Raw genomic sequence first — 25,327 nt, forward strand, 5'->3', positions numbered from 1 at the left:
CTCGGCCAGCTTCCTCACTTCGGCCGCCACCACCGCGAAGCCCTTGCCGTGCTCGCCCGCGCGCGCCGCCTCGATCGCCGCGTTGAGCGCCAGCAGGTTCGTCTGGTAGGCAATGTCATCGACGATGCCGATCTTGTCCGCGATCGACTTCATCGCCTCCACCGTCGCCCGCACCGCCTCGCCGCCCTCGCTCGCGTCGCTCGCCGACTTGCTCGCGATGCCGTCGGTCACCCGCGCGTTTTCCGTGTTCTGCCCGATCGAGGCCGACATCTGCTCGATCGAGGCCGTCGTCTCCTCCAGGCTCGCCGCCTGCTCCGACGAGCCCTGCGCCAGCGACTGCGAGGTCGCGCTCACTTCTTCCGAAGCCGCCGACAGCGAATCGGCCGCCGCCCTCACCTTGCCCACCGTCTGCGACAAACTCCCCACCATGCACTGCATCGCGTACAGCAGGCTCGACTGGTCGCCCTTGCGCAGCTTCACCGCCACCGTCAGGTCGCCGCCCGCAACCCGCTGCGCGACCTCCGCCGCGTACCCCGGCTCGCCTCCCAGCTGGCGCACCAGGCTGCGCCCGATCAGCACCGCAACCACCAGCCCGAGCAGCACCGCCGCGCCGCCCAGCGTCGAAATCAGCATCGTCGCCTCGGCGACGGTTGCCGCCGTTTCGCGCCCGGTCTCGCTCAGCAGCTCACCCTGGAACGCCACCAGCGCATCGACGCGCTGACGGTATTCCACCGCGATCGCCTGATACTCGCCGAGCAGGAACGCGCGCGCCTCGTCGTCGTGCCCTCCCTCGGCGAGCGCGATCAAGCGGTTCTGGGCCGGAATGAAGCGCTCCCGGCTTTCGCGGATCAATCTGAACATTTCCCGGCCGCGCGGTTTCGACAGCATCGGCCCAAGCCGGTCCCAGGCCTTGCCCAGGCGGCTGCGGCCGCCGAGGATGCGCTCTTTGGCCTCCTGCTGGCGCAGCGGGCTGTCGGCGATCACCAGGTCGCGCCCGCCCACGGCGATGTCGTTCAGCCCCACCAGACCGTCCTGCAGCACGACGACTTTCGGCCAGGTGTCGTTCACCACGACATCGACATTCTTGTCGATCCGCACCAGGCGGTCGCTACCGATTCCCGCCACCACCACCAGCAACAGCAACACCAGGCCGAACCCCAGCCCCAGCTTCGTCCCCACCGTGATGTTCCCGAACATGCCGTTTCCCCAGTTCTCACCTTCGCCGACACCCTCGCCAGCTCCCTCGCCCCCCGCTCCGGCGCCGTTACCGGACACGCGCTCAGTGCGGAAAACCGCAGGGCGCGCACGCCGGCCATGGACCGGCCCGCCACCGTTGCGCTAGCATCCCCGCCTCGCGAATCGTCGCCTCCAGGAAAGGCCTGCAACGCCCCGGGGCACACGCACCGTCGACGACCGCGAATGTTCCGCGCAGGCACGGGGCGAGGGCAATTCGGAAAATTCCCCGCCTGCCTCTAAGGATTTGGTGCGGGTAGGCCGATAGCGTTCAGGTGTTCCCCCGGACGCAGTGCACCGACTACGGAAAAAATGACAAACAAGGACTTCCGGTGCTGATCCGTACCCAGCAATGGCTGATCGCAGCCGCCGCCACCCTGACCGTGGCGGCGATCGCATGGGCATGGACGGAGTCCTCCGCCGGGTTCCGCCTCGAACTCGAACGCAACCAGCTCGCCAAACAGATCTGGGAAGTGGGCACCGCACGGCTTCGCCTGCACACCTTCACCTTCCTCGACACCGCATCCATCGAGGCGCAGATCGACTGGCGTGAAAGCCACGCCGAACTCACCCGGCTACTCGAGACCCGGCTGTTCAAGGGGGCGCCGGGCGCGGCCATCCTCGCCGGACTGCACCAGCACCACGCCGTCCTGCCCGACGTCTTCGACACCCTGGTCGAATACCGCACGGCGAAGTCGGTGAACTGGATCCTCGATCCGGACGCCCAGGCCCATCAGCGCGAACTCACACGCCGGATCGTGACCCTGACCCAGCACATCGCCGAAGGCAGCTCCACGCTGATGGACCTGAGCCAGCAGCGGCTCGAGGCCCTCCAGCGCCAGCAGGAAAAGCTGATGCTGGGCCTGATCTTCGCCCTCGCCCTCGCCATCGGGCTGAACTTCGCCATCGTCCGCCACCAGATCCTGAAACCGGCGCGCCGGCTCGAACAGGGCGCACGCGCGATCGAAGCCGGGCACTACGACCACCGCATCGGCCTGCAGCGTGCCAACGAACTCGGCGCCCTCGCCCGCGAGTTCGACCACATGGCCGAATCGCTGTCCGCCACCATGGCCGCCCTGCGCCAGCAGGGCAGCCAGCTGGCACTCGCCAACCGCGAGCTGGAAAGCTTCAGCTATTCGGTATCGCACGATCTGCGCACCCCCCTGCGCGGCATCGAAGGCTGGACCCGGGCCCTGCTCGAAGACTGCGGCGAACGACTCGATACCAGCGGGCGGGAGTACCTCGACCGGGTGCGCGCCGAATGCGCGCGCATGAACCTGCTGATCGAGGATCTGCTGCAGCTCGCCCGCGTCAGCCGCGGTGAACTCGATCACGAGCGGGTCGACCTTCCGCTGCTCGCCCGGCAGGTCGCAGCCCGCTCCCTCGAAGCCTGCCGCGGCCGCGACATCGGCATCGAGATCCAGCCCGGCATCAGCGCCTGGGGTGACCGCCGCCTGCTCGAAATTGCGTTGACCAACCTGTTCGACAACGCCTGCAAGTTTTCCGCCCGCGTCCCCCAGGCCAGGATCGCGTTCGGACGCTGTCTGGCCGAAAACCCGGCGACGCGGCAGTGCGAAGAGGCCTTTTTCGTGCGCGACAATGGCGCCGGCTTCGACATGGCCCATGCGCAACGACTGTTCGGCGCCTTCCAGCGCATGCACTCAGAGAAGGAATTCCCCGGCACCGGCATCGGCCTGGCGATCGTCCAGCGCATCGTCCTGCGCCACGGCGGCCACATCTGGGCCGAAGCCGAACGCGGCCGGGGCGCCTGCTTCTTCTTCACCCTGCCGCCAGCGCCGGGGCCGGGGCCGGGGCCGGGGCCGGCTCCCGTGGCCGTCCGCTGCGCCGGAGGGCACGGCTGATGGGCGCCCCGCCAGTTGCGGCACCGCTCCCGCTTGCCGCCCTGCTCGTCGAGGACTCCGAAAGCGACGCCCTGCTCGTGCTCCGCCAGTTGCGGCGCTCGGGCTTCGACGTCCGCCACGCCCGGGTCGAAACCGCCGAAGAGCTGCGTGCGGCACTGCACCAGGAGCGCTGGGACATCGTGCTCTCCGACTGCAGCCTGCCCGGTTTCGACGCCCGCACGGCGCTGGAGGTGCTCCACAGCAGCGGCCAGGACATTCCGTTCATCGTCATCTCGGGCACGATCGGCGACGAAACCGCGATCGAGCTGATGCGCACCGGCGCCCACGACTACCTGATGAAGGGCAACCTCGCCCGCCTCGGTCCGGCGGTGCAGCGCGAAATCGGCGAAGCGCGCATGCGCGCCGAGCGCCGGCGCACGCTCGCTGCGCTGCGCGACAGCGAGGCCAGCCTGCGCGAGGCCCAGCGCATCGCCGGACTAGGGCAGTGGCGCATCGACCCGCCGGGCGAACGCCTGTGGTGCTCGGACACCCTGTATGCGCTGTTCGGCCTCGAACGCATCGACGAACAGCACGCCCGGCACGCGCTGCTGACCCGCATCCACCCGGGCGATCTCGCCGCCATGCGTCAGGCGCACCGCGAACTGCAGGCCGGCACCGAACGCTTCGACATCGAGTACCGCATCCTCCACACCGACGGCAACCTGCGCCACGTGCGCGAGTGCGCCGCCCGCGCAACGGCGGAAGACGGCACCGGCACGCGCCTGATCGGCACCCTCTACGACATCACCGCGCAGAAGGCCGCGAGCGAAGCCTTGCAGGCAGCAAACGCCCGCCTGCGCCGGCTTTCGGGCCGCATCCTCGACGCCCAGGAAGCGGAGCGGCGCGAAGTCGCGCGCGAACTGCACGACCAGATCGGCCAGGCCCTGACCGCGGTCAAACTCGAGCTGCAGGGCATGGCGCCCTCGGTCGGGGACGGCCCGGCCGCGCACCGGCTCGCTTCGGCGATCCACATCACCGAGGAAGCGCTCGCCCAGGTCCGCGGCCTGTCGCTCAACCTGCGCCCGCCCCAGCTCGACTACATGGGGCTCGAAGCTTCGCTGCGCTGGCACGCCGAACGCCAGTGCGAGCGCGCCGGCCTGACACTAGCGTTCCGCTCCTCGCTGGGGCCGACGCGGCTGGACACGCGCATCGAGATCGTCTGCTTCCGCCTGGTGCAGGAGGCCGTCACCAACATCGTCCGCCACGCGGCCGCCAGCCGCGTGGACATCGAAGTCGGACTCAGCGGCCCGCACCTGGAAGTGAGCGTGCGCGACGACGGCCACGGTTTCGACGTCGACCGGGCGCGCCGGCGCATGCTCGAAGGCCGGAGCGCGGGCCTGCTGGGAATGGAAGAACGTGCCGCCCTGATCGGCGGCGAAGTCGCGATCGAATCGGCCACCGGCTGCGGCACCCGGGTCCGGGTCGTGCTGCCGGCAACCGACGAGAGAACACAGGGATAGACCGCCATGGACAAACTGCGGGTACTGCTGGTGGACGACCACAGCCTGGTCAGGGCGGGCATCCGCGCGCTGCTCGAAACGATGGCCCGGGTCGAGATCGTCGGTGAAGCCAGCAGCGGGCGGGCGGCGATCGAGCTGGTGCGCGCGCACCGTCCCGACATCGTGTTGATGGACATCGCGATGGACGACATGGACGGGCTGACCGCGACTACGGCGATCGCCGCCGAGCACCGCGCGGTAAAAGTCATCATCCTGTCGATGCACGACACCGGCGATTTCTTCGACCAGGCGCTGCGCTGCGGTGCACGCGGCTACCTGCTCAAGGATGCGGCGGTGGCCGAGCTGGAAATGGCGCTTTCCGCAGTCGAGCGCGGCGACGTCTACCTGAGCCCGGCGGTCTCGCGCCATGTGGTCGGGAACCTGCTGGCGCGCCGCGCCGGCGAAGAACGCCCTGCCGCCGTGCTGACCCCGCGCCAGAACGAGATCCTGCAGCTGATCGGCAACGGCCGCAGCACCAAGGAAATCGCCCGCGAGCTCGAACTCAGCGTCAAGACGGTGGAAGCGCATCGGGCGCAGATCATGGAACGCCTGGGGGTGCGCGACATCGCCAATCTGCTGCTCGAGGCGGCACGCCGCGGCCTGATCGCACTCGGACGCTGACTTCCCTTCCGAACGCCTCCGCCCCCCTAGGCCGTCTCGGTAATCCGCCCGATGGACACCCCTGCGGATTTCCGTAACATCGGCACACTGCCAAGCCTTCATGGCACGGAACACGAAGGACGGGACCCCCGGATGACGACGAAACTCGACCTGCTGCTGGTGGAAGACAATGCGAGCGACGCCGGATTGATCGTGCGCCACCTGCGAAAGGCGGGCTTCGAGTTTGATTACGTACAGATCGATACCGAGCCGGAGCTGCGCACGGCGCTGCAGCAACGCGAATGGAGCGCGGTGCTGTGCGACTACTCGCTGTGCGGCTTCGATGCCGGCGTCGCCCTCGATACCGTGCAGCAGACCGGGCTCGACCTGCCCTTCATCGTCGTTTCGGGTGAAATCAGCGACGAGAAGGCAAGCCGCCTGATGCGCGCCGGCGCTCATGATTACGTGATGAAGGACAACCTCACCCGGCTTGGCCCCGCACTCGCGCGCGAGCTCGACGAAGTGCATCAGCGCCGCGCCCGGCGGGCGGCCGAGCGCAGCGCGGAAAAACACGCCCGCCGCCTGCAGCTGTCGCGGCAGGTGATCGACAGCCTGCGCGAAGGGATCACGGTGACCGACCTGCAGGGCACCATCGTGGACGTCAACCCCTCGTTCGAGACGATCACCGGCTACAGCCGCGCGGAAGTGCTCGGATGCAACCCGCGCATCCTGAAGTCCGGCCGCCATCCGCCGACGTTCTATGAAACCTTGTGGCATACCCTGGTCACTGCCGGCACCTGGCGCGGCGAAATCTGGAACCGGCGCAAGAACGGCGAAATCTACCCCGAGCTGCTGACGCTGAGCGCAGTCAGGGGCAGCGACGGCCTGCCCACCCACTACGTCGCCGTGTTCAGCGACCTGAGCAAGGAAAAGCAGACCGAAGCGCACATCCACTGGCTGACCAATCACGACGCCCTCACCGGGCTGGCCAACCGCCAGCTGTTCATGGACCGCCTGCAGCAGGCGATCGAAGCCGCCGAAAACAGCAACCACGACGGCGCCGCGGTGCTGCTGCTCGATCTCGACCGCTTCCGCCGGATCAACGAAAGTCTCGGCCAGGAAGCCGGAGACAAGCTCCTGCAGCACATCGCCGAACGCATCCAGTCCTGCCTCAGGGGGCGGGCCAGCGCGGCGCGCCTGGGCAGCGACGAATTCCTCGTCCTGCTGACCCAGTTCGCCGACACCGACGCCATCGCCGCCTGCGCACATCGCATCCTCGATGAGATCGCCCGCCCCTGCATGATCGGCGGCCACGAGATCAGCGTCACCGCAAGCCTGGGCATCAGCGTCTTTCCCGACGACGGGCGCAACGCGGCCGAACTGCTGCGCGCGGCCGAAGCCGCCCGGGCGCCGATCCGGCACGGCCATCACAACCGCCTGCACTTCTTCACCAGCGGCATGGACAACCAGGCCCGGCGCTGGATGGAAATCGAAAGCGAACTGCGCCAGGCGCTCGAGCGCCGGGAGCTGCAGCTTTACTACCAGCCGCTGCTCTGCGCCCGCGACGGCCGCATCCGCAGCCTGGAAGCCCTGGCGCGCTGGCACAGCCCGGTGCTGGGCTGGGTCTCGCCGGCCGAATTCGTGCCTGTCGCCGAGGAATCCGGCCTCATCGTCGACATCGGCGACTGGGTGCTGCGCACCGCCTGCGCCCAGGCCCGGCGCTGGCAGGACGACGGGCTGCCGCCGGTGCGGGTGGCGGTCAACGTCTCCGCCCACCAGATCGCCACCGGCGCCCTGCCCGAACGCATCCGCGAAGTGCTGGCACGCACCGGGCTTCCTGCCGCTCAGCTCGAAATCGAGCTGACCGAAAGCACGATGATGGCGGACACCGAATTCGCATCCGCCCAGGTCGAGACGATCAGCCGCATGGGCGTCAGCGTGGCGCTCGACGATTTCGGCACCGGGTATTCATCGCTCGCCTACCTCAGCCGGTTCGCGCTCAACAAGGTGAAGATCGACCGCAGCTTCGTGCACAAGCTCGCTTCCGACCCGAAAAGCACCACGATCATCGCCGCCACCGTCGGCCTCGCCCGCGGTCTGGGCCTGCAGGTGGTGGCCGAGGGCGTCGAGACCGAGGCGCAGCAACGCACCCTGATCGCTGCCGGCTGCGATGCGCTGCAAGGCTATCTGTTCAGCCCGCCGGTCGCCGCGGCCGACCTGTCCCGCCTGACCGCACTGTTCGCGCCCTGCGAGCCCTACGCCACGCCGCGCACCGCGCTCGCCCCCCCGCCGGACTGAATCCCGGACCGCGCCTGCCGCGCGCCGGCAGGCGCACCGTCCCCACACCCGGGAACACCGCTTATGGGCGGCGTATCCCCAGCCCGGAGAATGCACAATGCCGAAATTCGACGCCAACCTGAGCCTGCTGTTCACCGAACGGCCTTTCCTCGAGCGCTTCGAGGCCGCCGCCGAGGCCGGCTTCACCGGAGTGGAATACCTTTTCCCCTACGCCTTCGACAAGGCGGTGCTGGCCGAGCGCCTTCAGCGCCATGGCCTGGTCCAGGTCCTGCACAACCTGCCGGCGGGCGACTGGGAAGGCGGCGAGCGCGGCATCGCCTGCCACCCGGACCGTGTCGGCGAATTCCAGGACGGCGTCGGGCGCGCCATCGAATATGCTACTGCGCTCGGCTGCGGGCAGGTCAACTGCCTCGCCGGGATCGCTCCGGGCAACGTCGACGCCGACCGGGTGCAGGCCACCCTGATCGACAACCTGCGCTTCGCCGCCCGCCAGTTCAAGGCCGCCGGCCTGCGCCTGCTGGTGGAGCCGATCAACACCTACGATATGCCCGGCTTCTACCTCAACCGCACCGCGCAGGCCGCGGCGCTGCTCGACGCGGTCGGCGCCGACAACCTCTTCATCCAGTACGACGTCTACCACGCCCAGCGCATGGAAGGCGAGCTCGGCAACACGCTGGCGAACTACCTGCCGCGCATCGCCCACATCCAGATCGCCGACAACCCGGGGCGCAACGAGCCGGGCACGGGCGAGATCAATTACGCCTGGCTGTTCCACCACCTCGACCGCCTCGGCTACACGGGCTGGGTCGGCTGCGAGTACAAACCCGCCGCCGGCACCCGCGAAGGCCTGGGCTGGATCCAGGCGCTGGCGGGCTGACACGGAATCACGCCAGACACCGTCCCGGTTCGCAGCTCTCAGCTGACGCCACAACGGCAAACATCGGTTTCCTCGGCCCCGGCATCATGGCCGCCGCCATGGAAGCCGCCGGATCAACGGCGGTCACCCGGTCTTTGGCGCCTGCTCGCATGCCGCGCCCAGGACTTGCGCCCCTCCTCGGCCGCCCCCATCGCCAGCGCAAAGGGCAGCGCATACAACCAGACTTCGGCGCCGACCGGCGCGGTGCCAAACAGCCAGTTGCCCGCCGGCGTATAGACGACGACCAGGGTCAGTGCGAGCTCGGCGGCAACCCCCGCCAGCAGCAGGCGGTTCGGCGCCAGGCCGCTGCCCAGGACCGGGCGCAGCGGGTGGCGGCAGAGGAAGAGGTTCATCACCTGCATCAGCACGATCGTGAGCAGGCAGGCGGTGGTTGCCTGCAGATAGCGCGGATCGGTCGCCGCCGGCAGTTCGCCGTAGCGCCAGCCGCCGGCGCCGAGCACGATGAAGAACACCACCATCGCCGCCACCGCCTCGAACACGCCGAGGAAGAGGTAGGCGCGCGCGACCAGCCCCCAGGACAGCAGGCGTTCGTCGCGCCGCCGCGGGGGCCGGCGCATCACCTCGGGGTCGGGCTTCTCGGCGCCGAGCGCGAGCGCGAGCGCGGGCAGCATGTCGGTGCCGAGGTCGACGGCGAGGATCTGGATGATCGTCAGCGGCAGCGGGATGCGAAACAGCACGAAGGCGAGGTAGGGCACGATCTCCGGGATGTTGGAGCTCAAGATGTAGGTCAGGAACTTGCGGATGTTGTCGAACACCGCCCGCCCCTCCTCGATCGCGTCGACGATGGTGGCGAAGTTGTCGTCGAGCAGGATCAGGTCGGCGGCCGCCTTGGCCACGTCGGTGCCGGCGATGCCCATGGCGATGCCGATGTCGGCCACCTTGAGCGCCGGCGCGTCGTTGACGCCGTCGCCGGTGACGGCGACGACCTCGCCCTTGCGCCGCAGCGCCTCGACGATGCGCATCTTCTGCTCGGCGGCGACGCGCGCGAACAGGATCTCGGGCGCGTCGAGCGCGAGCTGCAGCTGGGTGGGCGACATCCGCCGCAGTTCGTCGCCGCTGACGACGAGAGGCGCCGCGCCCTGGACCAGGCCGATCTCGCGCGCAATCGCGGCGGCCGTGTGCGGATGGTCGCCGGTGACCATCACCACGCGGATGCCGGCCGCGCTACAGCGCGCCACCGCCGCCGGCACCTGGGGCCGCGGCGGGTCTTCGAGGCCGACGAGCGCCGCCAGCACCAGCGCGCACTCGAGCGCCGCCGCGACGGGCTTCCCGGCTGCGCCGGCATCGACACCGGGCCCGTGCGCCAGCCCACGGTGGGCGAAGGCGAGCACGCGCAGGCCGGCGCCGGTCATCGCCTCCTCGGCGGCGGCAAGGCGGGTCCGCAGGGCATCGTCGAGCGCCTCCACGCCATTCCGGCCGAGCACCCCGGTGCACAGCGGCAGCACGGTCTCGGGCGCCCCCTTGCAGTACAGCATCCGCCCGGCGGCGGTGTCGCACAGCACCGACATGCGCTTGCGGTCGCTGTCGAAGGGAATCTCGTCCACCCGGCATGCGCCCGCCGGCGCACCGCCCAGGCCGGCGCCAAAGGCGGCGAGCGCGACCTCCATCGGATCGCCGCGCGGCTCGCCGCCCGCCCTCGCCGGCGGCTCCAGGTTGTGGCACAGCGTGGCATTGGCGGCCAGCACCCGCAGCGCGCCGCTCGCATCGGCCCGCCCGCCCAGCGTGTCGGTCGCCACGCTCTCGCCGGCGACCCACAGCCGGCGCACCGCCATCCGGTTCTGCGTCAGCGTGCCGGTCTTGTCGCAGCAGATCACGGTCGCGGCGCCGAGCGCCTCGACCGCCGGCAGGTGGCGCACCAGCGCGTTGCGCCGCGCCATGCGCTGGGTGGCCAGGGCCAGCGCCAGCGTCACCGTCGGCGCCAGGCCTTCCGGCACGTTGGCGACGATGATGCCGATGGCGAACAGCAGGTTGGCCCAGAAGGGCATGCCGAGCGCCTGGCCGACGAAGAAGAAGGCGATGCCCACGCCGCAGGCGAGCGCCGCCACCAGGCGCGACAGGCGCGCGATCTCGCGCTGCAGCGGCGAGCGCGCCTCGCCGGCGGCCTGGGTCAGGTGGGCGATGCGGCCGAACTCGGTGCGCATGCCGGTGGCGAAGACCACGGCGTGCGCCTGCCCCGACACCACGGCGGTGCCGGCAAGCAGCACGTTGCGCGCGAACGGGAGCGCCTCCTCGGCACTCGGCGCGGCGTCGTGGGCGCGCGGCAAGGACTCGCCGGTCACCGTGGCGGCGTTGACGCGCAGGCCGAAAGCCTCGATGACGCGGCAGTCGGCCGGCACCAGGTCGCCTTCGGCGAACAGCACGATGTCGCCCGGCACCAGAGCCTCGGCCGCCAGCAGGCCGACCCCGCCGTCGCGCCTCACCGTGACCTGCGGCGGCAGCAGCCGGCGCAGTGCGGCAACCGCGCGCTCGGCCTTGTACTCCTGCCAGAACGAGAACAAGCCGTTGATCAGGATGACGCCGACGATGGCGACGCCGAGCCGGCCCATGCCCTCGCCCGGCTGGAAGTGCGCAGCGACGAAGGCGAGCGCTGCCGCAACCCACAACACCAGCGCGAAGAAATGAGTGAATTCGCGTGCGAAGCGCAGCAGCAGGTGCTCGCCACCGACCTTCTCGACCCGGTTCGGGCCGTATTCGGCGAGCCGGCGCGCAGCCTCCGCCGCCGTGAGCCCGTCCGCGGTGCTGTTCAGGCTGCGCAGCGCCTGATCGACAGAAAGGCTCTGGATGCGCATGGGGCACACGCCTCGCCGGGGCCGATGCCGGGTGCGGGACGCAGCGCGCGGCTCGCGCCGGCCCACCCGCTGGTCATCACTTTAGGCCGATCCGGGCGGCGGAGGCAGGCCCCCATCACCGCTGAGGGCAAAAAAACCGCAGCGGGCGCTGCGGTTCGGGGATGGAACGCGGCGCCCGGACCGGGCGCCGTCCAGTCCGGGCAGGTTACTTCCTGGCGGCGGCGAGACCGTCGAGGATCTCCTGGCGGGCGTCGTCGACCGTGCCCCAGCCCAGCACCTTGACCCACTTGCCGGGCTCGAGGTCCTTGTAATGCTCGAAGAAGTGCACCGTCTGCTTCATCAGCAGCTCAGGGAGATCATCGGTAGTCTGCACCTTGTCGTACAGCGGGGTCAGCTTGGACACCGGCACGGCGACGACCTTGGCGTCGACGCCGCCATCGTCTTCCATCTTCAGCACGCCGACCGGGCGGCAGCGGATGACCACGCCGGGGGCGAGCGGGAAGGGCGTGACCACCAGCACATCCACCGGGTCGCCGTCGCCGGCGATGGTGTGCGGCACGTAGCCGTAGTTCAGCGGGTAACGCATCGAGGTGCCCATGAAGCGGTCGACGAACACCGCGCCGCTGTCCTTGTCCACTTCGAACTTGATCGGATCGCCCTGCGCGGAGATCTCGATGATGACGTTGATGTCGTTCGGCACGTCCTTGCCGGCGCTGACCAGATCGAAACCCATGATGCCCTCCCGTGGAAAAAGTGCGCGGATTATAGGGGGAAAATACCTCCTTTTGCACTGCATCATCCGCTCTTCGGACGGCATTCATGGCGGTCAATCGGTCACCGCAACCGTCCCGCCCCGGCGCGCCGGCGCGGGACGGGGCGCGCCTCCCCGCCCTGCCGGAGTCAGCTTGCCGGCGCGTCGAAACCGGCATTCTCGACTGCCGCGCGCAGCGCCTCGAGCGACACTATGGCGGGATCGTAGCGCACCGTCGCGGATGCGTTTTCGAGCGAAACCTGCGCCTCGGCCACCCCGGACAGCGCCTTCAGCACGCCGGTCACGTTCTTCACGCAGCCGCCGCAGCTCATGCCTTCGACCTTGATCGTCACTTCGTCCATCGCCTTTCTCCTTGGTTGAAAATTCCGCTCACTGACTCCCTCTCCCCTGCTCCGCTCGCCCCCCCGTTCCGCTCAGCGTCCCGCCCGCCAGCGCCGCAGCAGCAGGGAGTTGCTCACCACCGACACCGAGCTCATCGCCATCGCGGCCCCGGCGATCACCGGGTTGAGCAACCCGGCCGCCGCCAGCGGAATGCCCAGAGCGTTATAGACGAAAGCGAAGAACAGGTTCTGGCGGATCTTGGACAGCGTGGCACGCGACAAATCGATGGCGTCGGCCACACCGTGCAGGCTGTTGCGCACCAGGGTGATGTCGGCGGCCTCGACCGCGACGTCGGCACCGACGCCGATCGCAAACGACACGTCGGCCGCGGCCAGCGCCGGCGCATCGTTGATGCCGTCGCCGGCCATCCCGACCCGCAGCGGTGCCCGGCCCGATCCGGCACCGCCCGCCGTGCGGCCCGAGCGGAGCCCATTCCCGGCGCCCTCTCCGGTTTCGTTCCCCATTCCCGCGTCCAGCACCTGACCGCCGCGCAGCGCATCCACCGCCGCCGCCTTGTCCCCCGGCAGCACCCCGGCACGCCATTCAGCGATGCCGGTCTGGGCGGCGATCGCCGCGGCGGTGGCCGGATGATCCCCGGTCAGCATCACCACCCGCACCCCCTTCGCCTGCAGGCGCGCCACCGCCGCGGCGGAGTCCGCGCGCACGCGGTCGGCCACGCCGAGCAGGCCGGCGAAGACCCCATCGACCGCGACCGCGACCAGGGTCCGGCCGTCGGCGGCCAGTGCCTCGCAGGCACCGTCGGGCAGGGCCACTCCGCGCCCGGCGAGAAAGCGCGGCGCGCCCAGCAGCACGGCACGGGATACGCCGGCCACCTCGACCCGGCCTTCGATCCCCATGCCGCCCACCGCACGCACCGCCTCCGCAGCGGGCAGGGCCGCAGCTTCGGCCTTCGCCGCCGCCACCACCGCAGCGGCGATCGGATGGGCGCTGCCCTGTTCGAGCGCCGCCGCCACACCGAGCAGGCGCGTGCGCGTCCACCCCGCGGCCGGCTCCACGTCGCTGAGCGCAGGCTGGCCTTCGGTCAGGGTGCCGGTCTTGTCCACCGCGAGCACGGCGATGCGCTCGGCCAGTTCCAGCGCCTCGGCGTTCTTCACCAGCATCCCGGCGCGCGCGCCCTGGCCGGTGCCGACCATGATCGCGGTCGGCGTGGCCAGGCCGAGCGCGCACGGGCAGGCGATCACCAGCACCGCCACGGCATTGATCAGGGCCTGCTGGAAATCGCCACCGGCGGCATACCAGGCGGCGAAAGTGAGCAGTGCAATCCCCACCACCACCGGCACGAACACCGCCGAGATGCGGTCGGCGAGGCGCTGCACCGGCGCTTTCGAGCCCTGGGCCTGCTCGACTAGGCGGATGATGCCAGCGAGCAGGGTGTGCGCGCCGACCCCGGTGGCGCGGCAGCGCAGCAGGCCGTTACCGTTGATCGTGGCGGCAAATACAGGGTCACCGCCACGCTTGTCGATCGGCAGGCTCTCGCCGGTGAGCATCGCTTCGCTGACCGCCGATTCGCCATGCTCGACGACGCCGTCGACCGGCACCGCATCCCCCGGGCGCAGCACGAAGGCGTCGCCCGGGCGCAGGGATTCGACCGGAACCTCGACCACTTCGCCGTCGCGCTCGATGCGCGCCATCTTCGGCTGCAGCCGCAGCAGGGCGTCGAGCGCCGCGGTGGTGCGCGCCTTGGCACGCGCCTCGAGCAGCTTGCCCAACAGCACGAGGGTGATGATCATCGCCGAGGCCTCGAAATAGACGTGCAGATCATGGCGCCCGGCAAGCGTCACGAACACGCTGTAGGCGTAGGCTGCGCTGGTGCCGAGCACGACCAGCACATCCATGTTCGCCCCCCCGCCCTTCACTGCCGCCCACCCCCCGCGGTAGAAGCGCGCCCCGATCCAGAACTGCACCGGCGTCGCGAGCAGCAGCTGCAGCCCACGCGGGACGAAGTCGTGGTGGATCTCGCCCCCCGGCCACAAACCGAACATCGCCGGCATCTGCGCCGCCAGGGGCAGGGTGAGCAGCGCAGCGATCCAGAAATGCCTGAACTCGGCGCGCCACGCGGCATGCTGGCGGGCGCGCTCGGCCTCGCGTTCGAGCCGGCGGGCATCGCTGGCGCCGAAGCCGGCGCCGGCGACCGCGGCGATCGCCTGCTCCAGGCTCAGGGCACCGGGAGCGAAGTGCAGGGTGGCGCGCTCGGTAGCGAGGTTGACCGTGGCCCGCACCCCGGGCAGGCGATTGAGCACTTTCTCCAGCCGGCTCGAGCAAGCGGCGCAGGTCATGCCGGTGACGGCCAGTTCCAGGGTGTCGCCGGCGGGCGCCGGAGTGGCGTGCGACGGCAGGTTCAGCGTGGCGTGCGGCATGGCGGCCCCTCTTGCGCGGACGAACGATGACGCGCAGTGTAAACCCCGTACCGAAGTACGGAGTCAACATCCATGGACCCCAATGCCGCACAGACGTTCACCATCGGCCTCCTGGCGCGGGCCGCCGGAGTCGGCGTCGAGACCGTCCGCTACTATCAGCGCCGCGGCCTGCTCGCCGAACCGGCCCCCGGCCGCGGCGCCTATCGGACCTACGGCGCCGCCGAGCTTGCCCGCCTGCGGGCGATCCGCCGCGCTCAGCAGCTCGGTTTTTCGCTCGAGGAAATCGACGGCCTGCTGGCACTCAACGCCGACACCGACCGCGAGCGCGCCCGCGCCGCCGCCCAGGCCAAGATCGAGCTGATCGAAGCCCGCATCCGCCAGTTGCAGGACATGCGCGACGCCCTGGCCGAACTGGTGCACTGCTGCCGCCACAGCGATGCCGCCACGCCGTGCCCGATCCTGCGCGCGCTGGCGGGGGAAGCGGCCGCGCCGGATTGACCGCGCCGGTTCGCCCGCACCGGCACAGGAGCGCCCGCTCAAGGCATGATTTCGACGTATTCGTAGACTTCGCAGCCGGTGATCTGCCTTCTCACCGGCAGCGTGGCGCGGGCGAACCAGGCGTGCGGGTCATGCCGGTCGATCTCGCGGCCGATGAACTTCAGCAGGTCGCAGATCGGTTCGACGACGTTGGCGCGGTAGCGCGCATCTTCCTTCACGTAGCCCAGCCAGAGGTTCTTCATGCAGTTGCGCCGGCACCACGAGAAGGCCTCGCAGCTTTCGCAGGGCATCGCCGGCGTGGGTTGCAGCGGACTTTTCTTCAGCCAGTTGCGGCGAACGTCGCCCATCTGCATCTGTGGCACATACATCATGTCCGGACAGGGATAGATCTGGCCGTTGGGCATCACGTTGAGCAGATGCGTCGACACGCGACACTGGGTGAGGCCGGCGTAGAGCTCCTGCGCGCGCGTCGGCAGGACCTTGTTGCGCACGATGCCCATCAGCGGAATCAGCGGATAAAGGGTGTCGCTGCAGGCGAAGAATTTCTCGATCAGCGGCACCAGCACCGCCTTGCGCTTTTCGACCGCATCGCCGGCGTACATTTCGTCGGCGACGAACTGCCAGTAGAGATAGTCGAAGGCGCCCGCGCTGGAGACCAGTTCGTCGAGCTCCTCGAAGGTGGTGTCCGGGTTGCCCCAGGTAACGCGCGCGGTGACGCTGCCGCCGATCCTGTCGCGCACCTGGCGCAGGTTCTTCAGCACCTGGCGGTAAATGCCGCGCCCTCGGTAGCCGTCGGTGGTCGCCTCGCCGCCGTCGATGGAGACGAGGATGTTGGACAGCCGTGCCAGCGCCCACTCGGGGACGTCGTCGAGCAGGGTGCCATTGGTCTGCAGCTGGTAGCGGAAGTGCGGAAAACGCTGCATGACCTCGAGCATCATCGGCAGGTTCAGCGTCGGCTCGCCGCCGTAGAAGGTGACATACACCTCCTTGCCGCGCAGATGGGTGTCGACGAAGGCGGCGAGCTCATCCACGCTATATTCGACATGGGTCTGCGAGCCGAGGACTTCGCCGACCCCGAGCGAACAGTAGGTGCACTTGAGGTTGCACTTGAGCGTGGTCAGCAGCTGGAGTTCGACGCGGCCGCCGACGATGGGGTCACAGTCGGAATGAGGAGCCGTACTGGCGGGGGAAAGCTGAACCTGATCCATGTCGTTCGATTGCTGCGCAACGGTTGCGGGTCGCGGAGTTTACCCCGTGCCGCACGGGGTGGGAACGGTGGTGCGCGCGGTAGAACACAGGGGGTCGCGGCCCCGATTCACAGGCAGACCACCCCGCGCCACAGTTCGCCGCCGAGCGTGGGCGCATGGTAGAGACCGAACAGGCCGAAGCCGAGCACGAGCAGGCCGGACACCAGCCGCACCCTGCGGTCGCGACTGAAGGCGCGGAAACGCTGGAACAACAGGCCCGCCAGCAGCAGGTTGGGAAGGGTGCCAAGGCCGAACGCCAGCATCAGCCCGGCGCCACGTATCCCCGAGCCGGTGACCAGCGCGGTGGCGAGGATCGAATAGGTCAGCCCGCAGGGAATGAAGCCCCACAACACCCCGAGCGGCAGGGCCTGCCGCACCGAACGCGCCGGCACGAAACGGCGGGTGGCAGGCTGGATGCGCCGCCACAACACGTGCCCGGCCCGCTCGATCGGCGCCAGCAAGCGGGTGAAGCCGATGAGGTAAAGCCCGAGCGCGGCCAGCATCAGGTTCGCCAGCACGTACAGCGCCAGCTGCACCGGCAAGATGCCGTCATAGACCATGCCGATCGAGCCGAGCGCGCCGGCCAGCGCGCCGAGCGCCGCATACGTGGCGACACGACCGAGGTTATAGGCCAGGTGCAAGGGCCATTGCGCCCCACTGTCCGGCGTCCGCACCTGCAAGGTGAGGGCGCCGACGATGCCGCCGCACATCGACACGCAGTGCGTGCCGCCGAGCAGACCGATCAGGAAGACGGCGAAATAACCGGTTTCGGGCATGGGAGATTCGAGGGCGGAAATAGCCGAGCCGGCATTTTACGCCGCAGCGCAGCACCGTGCCCGCCCCGATCGTGCCGCCAGACCGGCTCAGATCACCCGCGAGTAGCGCGCGCGCTCGCGATCGGCGCGCAGGTAGCGGTCGAACACCATCGCGATGCCGCGTACCAGCAGGCGGCCAGCCGGCTGTACGGTGATCCAGTCGCCCTCGATCTTCACCAGCCCGGCCTTTTCCATTTCCTTCAGGTCGGCGAGCTCTTCGGCGAAGTAATCGCGGAAATCGACCAGATGTGCGATCTCGATCGACTGCACTGACAGCTCGAAATGGCACATCAGGGCCTGGATGATCGCGCGCCGCAGCAGATCGTCGGCGGTCAGCTCAATGCCGCGCAGCACCGGCAGTTCGTCGCGATCGAGAGCATCGTAGTATTCGTCGAGCGTCTTCACGTTCTGCGCATAAACCGGACCGATCTTGCCGATCGCCGACACGCCGAAGGCGAGCAGGTCGCATTCGGCCTGCGTCGAATAGCCTTGGAAGTTTCGGTGCAGGCGGCCCTGGCGCTGGGCGACGGTGAGTTCGTCGTCGGGCTTGGCGAAGTGGTCCATGCCGATGTAGACGTAGCCCGCTTCGGTGAGGCGGCGGATGCCCAGCTGCAGCAGCTGCAGCTTGGTGTCGGCGCTCGGCATGTCGCTGGAATGGATGCGGCGCTGCGGCTTGAACAGCCCGGGCAGGTGGGCGTAGCTGTAGAGCGAGATGCGATCGGGCGAGATCTGCAGCACCTGCTCGAGGGTGCGATTGAAGCTGATCACGTTCTGCTTGGGCAGGCCGTAGATCAGGTCCATACTGACCGACTTGAATCCGGTCTGGCGTGCGGCATCGATGACGAGCTGGGTTTCCTCGAAGCTCTGCACGCGGTTGACCGCGCGCTGCACATCGTCGGCGAAGTCCTGCACACCGACGCTCATGCGGTTGAAACCGAGCTCGGCAAGCAGCTTGACGGTATCGAAATCGACCTTGCGCGGATCGACTTCGATCGAGTACTCGCCGTTGGGAACCAGGGTGAAATGCTCGCGCACCGAAGCCATCAGCTGGCGCATCTCGTCGTGGGAAAGAAAGGTCGGCGTTCCCCCGCCCAGGTGGAGCTGCGTCACCTGCCGGCTTCCTTCCAGGCAGGCGGCCTGCATTTCGATCTCTTTTGCAAGATATTTCAGATACTTGGCCGAACGCCCATGATCTTTGGTGATGATCTTGTTGCAGGCGCAGTAGTAGCAGATCGTGTTGCAGAACGGGATGTGGAAGTATAATGAAAGCGGTTTGCTTACCCCGCCGATCGCCCGCTTTGCCAGCCAGGCCTTCAGGGCATCGGCGTTGAAAGCCTCGACGAAGCGGTCCGCCGTCGGATAAGAGGTATACCGCGGCCCGTTGATGTCGAATCTACGGATCAGTTGCGGATCGAAGAGGAGTTCGTTCTGGCTTTTCATGATCTAGCTGCTGCTGTGTGTGACGAACAATGGCAGAACGCCTGATTTTTTTGGTTGACGTGGGTCAACGGGTGTGGAATGCCGGGCGCCCGGAGTCTCCATCGGGGTCATTTGTCGGGGAGGCCGGATTATCGTGCAGATGAGGGCGACAGTGCCAATTACCGTAAGCGGACTCAAGTCTGCCTGTTCGCAGTGCAATCTGGTCGAGCTGTGCCTGCCTTTCGGGCTCTCCAACCGCGAGCTGAACCGGCTCGACGAGCTCGTCGGTGCACGACGCAAGATCAAGCGCCAACACAACCTCTACCATGCCGGGGACCCGTTCGAGGCGATCTACGCCATCCGTGCCGGATCGTTCAAGACCGACGTGCTGCTCGAAGACGGCCGCGAGCAGGTCACCGGCTTCCAGATGACCGGGGAAATCCTCGGACTGGACGGAATCAGCACTGAAATCCACTCCTGCAATGCGGTCGCCCTCGAAGACAGCGAAGTCTGCGTGATCCCTTACGACAAGCTCGAACAGATGTCGCACGAGGTCGAAGGGCTGCAGCTGCAGTTCCACAAAGTGATGAGCCGCGAGATCGTGCGCGACCACGGGGTGATGATGCTGCTCGGCTCGATGCGCGCCGAGGAGCGCCTGGCGGCCTTCCTGCTGAACATGTCGCAGCGGTTCACCGCGCGCGGCTTTTCCGCCCAGGAGTTCAACCTGCGCATGACGCGGGAAGAAATCGGCTCCTACCTTGGCCTGAAGCTGGAGACGGTGTCGCGCGCGTTCTCGCGCTTCCAGGACGAAGGCCTGATTGCCGTGCAGCAGAAGCACGTCCGCCTGCTCGAGCCGGCGCGGCTGAAAAGCCTCATCCAGCACCAGCCGGGCGCGCGCTGAGCGCTGCCGGCAAAAGCCCCCCGCGGTTCGGGTTCAGGCGAGGAACCCCGCCATATTCTTGGTGATGGCGATCGACACGATCCAGGCGTACACCATCAGCGCACCGACGAAAGCGGTCGCTCGCACCGTCGGCGTCCGTCCGCGCTTGAGCGCCACGGTCCCCAGGAGAATGTAGGCGATCAGCCCGAAGACTTTTGCCGTGACCCAACCCGCCGCGAACGGGTATTGTCCGATCATCGTCGCGAGGCCGATCGCACTGAGCAGCAGCAGGCTGTCGATGACATGGGGCAGGACTCGGGTCAACCGCCGCTGGAGCAACGGGCTGCCGGTAAACATCCACAGCCCGCGGAGCAGAAAGCCTGCGGCGCTGAGCACCACGCAAGTCACATGAAGATGCTTGATCGTGTAGTACATCCGTCCTCTTTTAACCAAAGAAACCCGTGTGCCGGTGCCAGTCCGCGCCCCGGCCTCGATTAGAATTGCGCCTCGATACGGAGAGCCCGACGATGCCCCCCCATGCCCCGCTCGACATACCCACCCTGCTCAGACGGATCCCCCTGTTCAGCGAACTGTCCGACGCCGACATCGAGCGCGTTTCGCGCTACACCCGCGAACGCCACGTCTCGCGCGGCGAAGTGCTGTTCCAGCGCGGCGACCAGCCCCACGGCTTCTACTTCGTGGTCTCGGGCCAGGTCAAGCTCGCCTTTTCGTCGTCCCAGGGAACGGAGAAAGTCGTCGAAATCATCGGTCCGATGCAAAGCTTCGGTGAGGCGGTGATGTTCATGAACCACCCCTACCCCGTATTTTCCGAAGCGCTCAGCGATACCGTGCTGGTGCATGTCAGCCAGGCAGTGGTCAGCGAAATGATCGAACAGGACGCGACCTTCGCCAGCAAACTGCTCGCAGGCCTGTCGATCCGGCTCCACGGCCTGATCCAGGACGTCGAAACCTACTCCCTGCGCTCGAGCATGCAGCGCGTGATCGGCTACCTGCTCCAGGTCGCCGACAGCGATGAGCCCTGCGAAATTTCGCTGCCGACGAGCAAGCAGGTGATCGCCTCCCGGCTCAACCTCACTCCTGAAACCTTGTCGCGCATCTTTCACGATCTGAGCGAAGTCGGCCTCATCAGCGTACAGGGCAAGCGCATCACCCTGCACGACCCCGCCCGCCTGTCGCGTTACAATACCTGAGCACGAAATCCCGCCCGGCCTGCGCCCGGTCAGGCGCGCGGGCATGTGGCCGCGGCGCTCCATCTGCATTTGCGGCACGTCTCCTGCACTCCCCCTCGCTCATCGCCGCGCCTGCTCCAGCCCGCGGGGCGCCCCGTCCAGGTAGTAAGGCACCAGCGCTTCCGCCACCGTGAGGGCTGGCCAGCCAAGCTCGCGCTCGGCAGCGGCGGCAAGCGCGGCCGCCGCTTCGGTCTCCCCATGGACGACGAAGGTCCTGCGCGGCGGGGCTTCGAAATGGCGCAACCAGTTCAGCAGCGCGGGCTGGTCGGCATGCGCCGACAGGCCACCGATGGTGTGAATCCGCGCCCTCACCGCAACGCGCTCGCCGAACAGGCTGACCTGGCGCGCACCATCGACCAGGCGTCGCCCCAGGGTGCCGGCGGCCTGGAAGCCGGCGATGACGACCGCACATTCGCGGCGGCCGAGGTTGTAGCGCAGATGGTGTCTGACCCGCCCTGCATCGCACATCCCGCTCGCCGAGATGATCACCAACCCGCCACGGACGCTGTTGAGCGCCATCGACTCCTCGACGTCCTGGACGAAACGCAGCCGGAAGCAGTCCGTGTTGCGCTGCGTCCAGGCGTACAGCTCGCGGGTCTCGTCGTCCCACAGCTCGGCATGAAGAACGGTGAGCTGGGTCGCTGCGGCAGCCATCGGGGAGTCGACCACGACATCGAGCCGGTCGATGCGCCCCGAACGCACGAGCTCGGCGAGCACGAACAGCATTTCCTGGGTGCGGCCGACGGCAAAAGCCGGAATGATGACGTTGCCGCCAGCCTGCCTCAGGGTATGGTGCAAGATCGTGGCGAGCTCCGCGCTCGTTTCCTTGAAGGATCGGTGCGCACGATTTCCGTAGGTGGATTCGACGCACAGGTAGTCGGCACGGCGAATCGGAGTGGGATCCTGCAGCACCGGGCGCATCGGCTGGCCGAGGTCACCGGACACGACCAGGCTGCGCGTACGCCCCCCTTCGGCGATCTCGATCTCGATCACGGCAGAGCCCAGAATATGCCCGGCATCGCGGAAACGGCAACGTACTCCGGGCCCCGGCTCGTACGGTGTGTCGTAAGGTACTGCACGCAAGCGCCCCAGGCTGGTCCGCGCCTGCTCCACGGTATACAGCGGTGTCGGCTCCACCCAGCGTCGGGCCTTGCGCGAGCGGGCATTGCGCAGCGCCCATTCAGCCTCTTTTTCCTGGATGTAAGCCGAGTCCATGAGCATGACACCGAGCAGATCGACAGTGGCGGCGGTGGCATGGATGTGGCGTTTGTAGCCGAGCGCCACCAGCCGCGGCAGCAGCCCGCTGTGATCGAGGTGAGCGTGAGTGAGGAGGACGAAGTCGATCTCCCGCGGGTCGAAGTCGAGGGCCTGCCGGTTCTTGCGCGCGGCCTCGCGCCCGCCCTGGAATAGACCGCAATCGACGAGGAAGCTCCCGCCCTCGTGATCCACCCGCAGGCAGGAACCGGTCACTTCCCCCGCCGCCCCATAAAAAGTGAGTTTCATGTCCGCACCTCGGCTCTGAAGGGAACTGTGCGACAGTCGATCGTATGCGTGTTTGATCCTCGTCAATCATTGCAAACCGCTCCCCATCGCTATAATCGGAACACCAACAACCCAATGGGACGCGTCGCCATGTTCAAGCATATCCTCGTACCGACGGATGGATCCGCCCTCTCAGAAGCGACGGTCGCTCGTGCCGTATCCTTCGCCAAGGAGGCGGGAGCGAGAATTACCTTCTTTTACGCGCAACCCGACTTCCCCATGCCGATCTACGGCGAAGGCGCCCTGATCGACCCCACGACTCCGGAGCAGTTCGCCAAGTCTGCCGCCGCCGAAGCGGAAGGCATCCTCTCGAAAGCCAAACAGACCGCCGACGCCGCCGGCGTCTCGGCCGACACCGACACCCTGGTCAACGAAGTTCCCTACGAAGCCATCATCGACGCCGCGGACCGCCACGGCTGCGATCTGATCTTCATGGCTTCGCACGGGCGCCGCGGCATCGCCGGGCTCCTGCTGGGCAGCGAAACGCAGAAAGTGCTGACGCACAGCAAGACCCCGGTTCTGGTCTGCCGCTGACCGCGGCCGACTTGGGCGGTGCAGGGCGGGAGGGCTCCGTACCGGAGCCCTCCCGCCCTGTTTTCGATGCCGGCGAGCTATTTTTTGCGGTTGACCTGGTTCGCAGAACGCTGCAGGAAAATCGTGCTCAGGCTCGATGCCGCGCAGAGCAGCCAGAAGCAGAAGAACGCGATTGAATACGTGGCCACCGGCCCGTAGTCGACAGGCTCGCCGAGCAGGTAAAGCGTGCGGGGATCGATCACGAGGAAGAAAACGCCTTCAGCAACGGCCGCGACCAAAAACGAGAGCCACAGCACCTGCATCCATTTCCGCATCGGACCCCCTTGTCGTCGCTCGCCTCGCCCCAACACCTTCCTTCGACCGGAGTCACGCATCCGGAGTGATCGTAATCACCGATTCGGCCGGCAGGTAGGCCGTTCCGCTCATCCGCCAGTGACGCCCTTCGTCTTCGATGACGAACAGCCAGCGCCCCGTAGCCAGCGCCTTCAGCCGGGTTTCGAACACGCCTTCTGTTCCGCCGACGACATACGACTGATCCTGCCCTCCGCGCGTCGGGTGGACGATGGTCAGGACGATCCGCTGCGGCACATCGGCGGGAACTGCAGCACGCATTTCGATGCGGATCGATTCGCTGCGCACCTGGAGCGCGGCCACCAGGCCGAGCTCGCGGGCGCGCTCGACCCGCTCGATGGTGTGCACGATGGCCCGCCCTTCCTTGTAGTAATCATCGACCACCATGCCATCGAAGGTCTTCGCTGCGATCACCAACGTGATCACGCCGGCGATCACCGCAATTGCGGGAAACGCAATCAGGAACCACGGCCACCCCTGGCGATACCAGGGTTGAGGCGTTTTTTCAGTCAAGGTCGTATTCATCTCAGCGCGGAATCAGGAAAGTCGTTTCTTCTCTGAGGCTCAGCCCTGGATCATCCTCGGCGGTAATGCGAAAGGCGATGGCATTGGCGCCGGGCTGGCCGGCATCGTAGGGAGCGAGTACCTGAACGGTAAGCGCTCCGGTCGCCGCCGGTGAAACCTCGACCCGCTCTCCGCTGCCGATCCGCACTCCGGGCAGGCCGGACACTTCGAGGCGGAAGGTACGCGGCACTTCGGTCATGTTCATCACCTGAAGGCGGTAGACATTTTCGATCAAGCCGCCTTCGATCTCGCGCCCGAGCGAGGCGCGGTCGCGGATGATGTCCACGCGCAAGGGGTCGCGCACAGCCAGCCCCCAGACGAAGGCGATGCAGACCAGCGCCAGGATGACGCCGTAAATCAGGGTGCGCGGGCGAAACACGTGGGCGAGGATTTCCTTGCGCCCCCAGTGCTTTTTCACTGCGTTTTCGGTCGAGTAACGAATGAGGCCGCGCGGGTAGTCCATCCTGTCCATCACCTGGTCGCAGGCGTCGATGCACGCCGCGCAGCCGATGCATTCGTACTGGAGACCGTCGCGGATGTCGATGCCGGTCGGGCAGACCTGGACGCAGATGCCGCAGTCGATGCAGTCGCCCTTGCCCACCGTCTTCGGATCGATGCCTTTCTTGCGCGCCCCGCGCGGCTCGCCCCGCTCCTCGTCGTAGGTGATGACGAGCGTGTCGGGGTCGAACATCACCGCCTGGAAGCGCGCATAGGGGCACATGTAGGTGCACACCTGTTCGCGCATCACCCCAGCGAACAGGTAGGTGAACGCCGCATAGAACAGGATCCAGAACAGTTCCCAGGGGCCGAAGCCGAACACGGGAAGGGAACGGAGCAATTCCTCCAGCGGCGAAAAATAGGCGACGAAGGTGAACCCGGTCCACAGCGAGAACAGCCCCCAGACCAGGAACTTGCCCCCGCGGCGCAGCGCCTTGGGTGCGCTCATCTCGGCCTGGTCGAGCTTTTGACGGCGGATGTGGTCGCCTTCGATCTTCTGCTCGATCCACATGAATATTTCGGTGTACACCGTCTGCGGACAGGCATAGCCGCACCACAACCGGCCGGCGATCGCGGTGAAGAAGAACAGGGCATAGGCTGAAATGATCAGCAGGACGGCGAGGAAGAACACGTCCTGCGGCCAGAACACCCAGCCGAAGAGGTAGAACTTGCGTTCAGCGAGATGGAACAGCACGGCCTGCCGGTCGTTCCACGACAACCAGGGCAGGCCATAGAAGACGAGCTGAGTGAGCCATACCATCACCCAGCGCCAGTTGGCGAACACGCCGCTGACGGCACGCACGTAGAGCTTCTTGCGCGCCTCGTAAAGGGTGTCTTGGGGAGAAGAACTCGTTTGCGCTGGCTGTCGGGATGGGCCGCTCATGGTTGCCTTGCCGGTGGATGCTTGTTGTTATTGTATGAATAGCCCGGGAAGGCCCCCT

The 25,327-nt window shown here is 67.6% G+C and carries 22 protein-coding genes; 9 read left to right on the plus strand and 13 right to left on the minus strand.

Annotation, left to right across the window (positions count from 1 at the left end):
- Positions 1–1,197, minus strand: a 1,197-nt coding sequence (locus MXC99_RS14560; RefSeq protein WP_247726148.1) for a methyl-accepting chemotaxis protein, incomplete at its 3' end; no start/stop codon positions are given.
- A 368-nt stretch (positions 1,198–1,565) separates the two neighbouring features.
- Between MXC99_RS14560 and MXC99_RS14565 the strand changes: the two genes are divergently transcribed.
- The 5 genes from MXC99_RS14565 to hyi all read left to right on the plus strand — a co-directional run bounded on the left by MXC99_RS14565 (position 1,566) and on the right by hyi (position 8,408).
- A complete protein-coding gene (locus MXC99_RS14565; RefSeq protein ID WP_247726149.1) occupies positions 1,566–3,095 on the plus strand; it encodes a sensor histidine kinase in 1,530 nt (509 codons plus the stop codon).
- Complete coding sequence (locus MXC99_RS14570; protein WP_247726150.1) at positions 3,095–4,594, plus strand: hybrid sensor histidine kinase/response regulator; 1,500 nt, start codon at positions 3,095–3,097, stop codon at positions 4,592–4,594. The genes MXC99_RS14565 and MXC99_RS14570 overlap by 1 nt, the downstream gene beginning before the upstream one ends.
- A 6-nt stretch (positions 4,595–4,600) precedes the next feature.
- The gene (locus MXC99_RS14575) at positions 4,601–5,254 is read left to right on the plus strand and encodes a response regulator (protein ID WP_247726151.1); all 654 of its coding nucleotides are present in this window, start codon (positions 4,601–4,603) and stop codon (positions 5,252–5,254) included.
- Positions 5,255–5,386: 132 nt separating this feature from the next.
- A complete protein-coding gene (locus MXC99_RS14580; protein ID WP_247726152.1) occupies positions 5,387–7,531 on the plus strand; it encodes a putative bifunctional diguanylate cyclase/phosphodiesterase in 2,145 nt (714 codons plus the stop codon).
- Positions 7,532–7,628: 97 nt separating this feature from the next.
- Positions 7,629–8,408 carry a hydroxypyruvate isomerase gene (hyi, locus tag MXC99_RS14585; RefSeq protein ID WP_247726153.1) on the plus strand — a complete coding sequence of 260 codons (780 nt, stop codon included), beginning with the start codon at positions 7,629–7,631 and terminating at the stop codon, positions 8,406–8,408.
- A gap of 113 nt (positions 8,409–8,521) precedes the next feature.
- Here hyi and MXC99_RS14590 read toward each other — a convergent pair whose 3' ends face one another.
- The 4 genes from MXC99_RS14590 to MXC99_RS14605 all read right to left on the minus strand — a co-directional run bounded on the left by MXC99_RS14590 (position 8,522) and on the right by MXC99_RS14605 (position 14,788).
- Positions 8,522–11,257, minus strand: a complete 2,736-nt coding sequence (locus MXC99_RS14590; protein WP_247726154.1) for a cation-translocating P-type ATPase — start codon at positions 11,255–11,257, stop codon at positions 8,522–8,524.
- Between the two features lie 205 nt (positions 11,258–11,462).
- Positions 11,463–11,990: an inorganic diphosphatase gene (gene ppa, locus MXC99_RS14595; RefSeq protein WP_247726155.1), complete on the minus strand. Its 528-nt coding sequence runs from the start codon at positions 11,988–11,990 to the stop codon at positions 11,463–11,465.
- A 167-nt stretch (positions 11,991–12,157) separates the two neighbouring features.
- The gene (locus MXC99_RS14600; protein WP_247726156.1) at positions 12,158–12,370 is read right to left on the minus strand and encodes a heavy-metal-associated domain-containing protein; all 213 of its coding nucleotides are present in this window, start codon (positions 12,368–12,370) and stop codon (positions 12,158–12,160) included.
- Between the two features lie 72 nt (positions 12,371–12,442).
- Positions 12,443–14,788, minus strand: a complete 2,346-nt coding sequence (locus MXC99_RS14605) for a heavy metal translocating P-type ATPase (protein WP_247726157.1) — start codon at positions 14,786–14,788, stop codon at positions 12,443–12,445.
- Between the two features lie 72 nt (positions 14,789–14,860).
- On the opposite strand from MXC99_RS14605, the gene MXC99_RS14610 reads away from it, so the two are divergent.
- Positions 14,861–15,286, plus strand: coding sequence for a MerR family transcriptional regulator (locus tag MXC99_RS14610; protein ID WP_247726158.1), 426 nt, complete (start codon positions 14,861–14,863; stop codon positions 15,284–15,286).
- Positions 15,287–15,324: 38 nt separating this feature from the next.
- Here MXC99_RS14610 and MXC99_RS14615 read toward each other — a convergent pair whose 3' ends face one another.
- The 3 genes from MXC99_RS14615 to hemN all read right to left on the minus strand — a co-directional run bounded on the left by MXC99_RS14615 (position 15,325) and on the right by hemN (position 18,788).
- Positions 15,325–16,494: a radical SAM/SPASM domain-containing protein gene (locus MXC99_RS14615; protein WP_247726159.1), complete on the minus strand. Its 1,170-nt coding sequence runs from the start codon at positions 16,492–16,494 to the stop codon at positions 15,325–15,327.
- Between the two features lie 107 nt (positions 16,495–16,601).
- Positions 16,602–17,309: a sulfite exporter TauE/SafE family protein gene (locus tag MXC99_RS14620; RefSeq protein ID WP_247726160.1), complete on the minus strand. Its 708-nt coding sequence runs from the start codon at positions 17,307–17,309 to the stop codon at positions 16,602–16,604.
- Between the two features lie 87 nt (positions 17,310–17,396).
- Positions 17,397–18,788, minus strand: coding sequence for an oxygen-independent coproporphyrinogen III oxidase (hemN, locus tag MXC99_RS14625; protein WP_247726161.1), 1,392 nt, complete (start codon positions 18,786–18,788; stop codon positions 17,397–17,399).
- A gap of 139 nt (positions 18,789–18,927) precedes the next feature.
- Between hemN and fnr the strand changes: the two genes are divergently transcribed.
- Entirely contained in the window at positions 18,928–19,668 is a 741-nt protein-coding gene (fnr, locus tag MXC99_RS14630; protein ID WP_247726162.1) for a fumarate/nitrate reduction transcriptional regulator Fnr, read from the plus strand.
- 33 nt (positions 19,669–19,701) lie between these two features.
- Here the strand turns inward: fnr and MXC99_RS14635 are convergent, their stop codons facing one another.
- Complete coding sequence (locus tag MXC99_RS14635; RefSeq protein WP_247726163.1) at positions 19,702–20,082, minus strand: SirB2 family protein; 381 nt, start codon at positions 20,080–20,082, stop codon at positions 19,702–19,704.
- 92 nt (positions 20,083–20,174) lie between these two features.
- Here MXC99_RS14635 and MXC99_RS14640 point away from each other — a divergent pair, with 92 nt between their 5' ends.
- Entirely contained in the window at positions 20,175–20,858 is a 684-nt protein-coding gene (locus MXC99_RS14640) for a Crp/Fnr family transcriptional regulator (RefSeq protein WP_247726164.1), read from the plus strand.
- Positions 20,859–20,957: 99 nt separating this feature from the next.
- Here MXC99_RS14640 and MXC99_RS14645 read toward each other — a convergent pair whose 3' ends face one another.
- The gene (locus tag MXC99_RS14645; RefSeq protein WP_247726165.1) at positions 20,958–22,400 is read right to left on the minus strand and encodes an MBL fold metallo-hydrolase RNA specificity domain-containing protein; all 1,443 of its coding nucleotides are present in this window, start codon (positions 22,398–22,400) and stop codon (positions 20,958–20,960) included.
- A 129-nt stretch (positions 22,401–22,529) separates the two neighbouring features.
- Between MXC99_RS14645 and MXC99_RS14650 the strand changes: the two genes are divergently transcribed.
- Positions 22,530–22,973: a universal stress protein gene (locus MXC99_RS14650; RefSeq protein ID WP_107221337.1), complete on the plus strand. Its 444-nt coding sequence runs from the start codon at positions 22,530–22,532 to the stop codon at positions 22,971–22,973.
- Between the two features lie 77 nt (positions 22,974–23,050).
- On the opposite strand, the gene MXC99_RS14655 is transcribed toward MXC99_RS14650, so the two are convergent.
- From MXC99_RS14655 to ccoG, 3 genes are all read right to left on the minus strand, one after another.
- On the minus strand, positions 23,051–23,275 hold the full coding sequence (locus MXC99_RS14655; protein WP_348772102.1) for a hypothetical protein: 225 nt from the start codon (positions 23,273–23,275) through the stop codon (positions 23,051–23,053).
- 64 nt (positions 23,276–23,339) lie between these two features.
- Complete coding sequence (locus MXC99_RS14660) at positions 23,340–23,849, minus strand: FixH family protein (RefSeq protein WP_247726167.1); 510 nt, start codon at positions 23,847–23,849, stop codon at positions 23,340–23,342.
- A 1-nt stretch (position 23,850) separates the two neighbouring features.
- The gene (gene ccoG / locus MXC99_RS14665; protein WP_247726168.1) at positions 23,851–25,269 is read right to left on the minus strand and encodes a cytochrome c oxidase accessory protein CcoG; all 1,419 of its coding nucleotides are present in this window, start codon (positions 25,267–25,269) and stop codon (positions 23,851–23,853) included.
- Positions 25,270–25,327 lie beyond the last annotated feature (58 nt).

This window comes from Thauera aromatica, from assembly GCF_023093595.1.
Lineage (GTDB): Bacteria > Pseudomonadota > Gammaproteobacteria > Burkholderiales > Rhodocyclaceae > Thauera > Thauera aromatica_A.

Excerpts from the sequence above, each read along its gene's own strand:
- MXC99_RS14655 (WP_348772102.1), bottom strand. The coding sequence starts at position 23,275 with ATGCAGGTGCTGTGGCTCTCGTTTTTGGTCGCGGCCGTTGCTGAAGGC.
- hemN (WP_247726161.1), bottom strand. The coding sequence starts at position 18,788 with ATGAAAAGCCAGAACGAACTCCTCTTCGATCCGCAACTGATCCGTAGA.
- MXC99_RS14645 (WP_247726165.1), bottom strand. The coding sequence starts at position 22,400 with ATGAAACTCACTTTTTATGGGGCGGCGGGGGAAGTGACCGGTTCCTGC.
- ppa (WP_247726155.1), bottom strand. The coding sequence starts at position 11,990 with ATGGGTTTCGATCTGGTCAGCGCCGGCAAGGACGTGCCGAACGACATC.
- MXC99_RS14575 (WP_247726151.1), top strand. The coding sequence starts at position 4,601 with ATGGACAAACTGCGGGTACTGCTGGTGGACGACCACAGCCTGGTCAGG.
- MXC99_RS14650 (WP_107221337.1), top strand. The coding sequence starts at position 22,530 with ATGTTCAAGCATATCCTCGTACCGACGGATGGATCCGCCCTCTCAGAA.
- ccoG (WP_247726168.1), bottom strand. The coding sequence starts at position 25,269 with ATGAGCGGCCCATCCCGACAGCCAGCGCAAACGAGTTCTTCTCCCCAA.
- MXC99_RS14590 (WP_247726154.1), bottom strand. The coding sequence starts at position 11,257 with ATGCGCATCCAGAGCCTTTCTGTCGATCAGGCGCTGCGCAGCCTGAAC.
- MXC99_RS14605 (WP_247726157.1), bottom strand. The coding sequence starts at position 14,788 with ATGCCGCACGCCACGCTGAACCTGCCGTCGCACGCCACTCCGGCGCCC.
- MXC99_RS14600 (WP_247726156.1), bottom strand. The coding sequence starts at position 12,370 with ATGGACGAAGTGACGATCAAGGTCGAAGGCATGAGCTGCGGCGGCTGC.
- fnr (WP_247726162.1), top strand. The coding sequence starts at position 18,928 with ATGAGGGCGACAGTGCCAATTACCGTAAGCGGACTCAAGTCTGCCTGT.
- MXC99_RS14620 (WP_247726160.1), bottom strand. The coding sequence starts at position 17,309 with ATGCCCGAAACCGGTTATTTCGCCGTCTTCCTGATCGGTCTGCTCGGC.
- MXC99_RS14570 (WP_247726150.1), top strand. The coding sequence starts at position 3,095 with ATGGGCGCCCCGCCAGTTGCGGCACCGCTCCCGCTTGCCGCCCTGCTC.
- MXC99_RS14635 (WP_247726163.1), bottom strand. The coding sequence starts at position 20,082 with ATGTACTACACGATCAAGCATCTTCATGTGACTTGCGTGGTGCTCAGC.
- MXC99_RS14580 (WP_247726152.1), top strand. The coding sequence starts at position 5,387 with ATGACGACGAAACTCGACCTGCTGCTGGTGGAAGACAATGCGAGCGAC.
- hyi (WP_247726153.1), top strand. The coding sequence starts at position 7,629 with ATGCCGAAATTCGACGCCAACCTGAGCCTGCTGTTCACCGAACGGCCT.
- MXC99_RS14610 (WP_247726158.1), top strand. The coding sequence starts at position 14,861 with ATGGACCCCAATGCCGCACAGACGTTCACCATCGGCCTCCTGGCGCGG.
- MXC99_RS14615 (WP_247726159.1), bottom strand. The coding sequence starts at position 16,494 with ATGGATCAGGTTCAGCTTTCCCCCGCCAGTACGGCTCCTCATTCCGAC.
- MXC99_RS14660 (WP_247726167.1), bottom strand. The coding sequence starts at position 23,849 with ATGAATACGACCTTGACTGAAAAAACGCCTCAACCCTGGTATCGCCAG.
- MXC99_RS14640 (WP_247726164.1), top strand. The coding sequence starts at position 20,175 with ATGCCCCCCCATGCCCCGCTCGACATACCCACCCTGCTCAGACGGATC.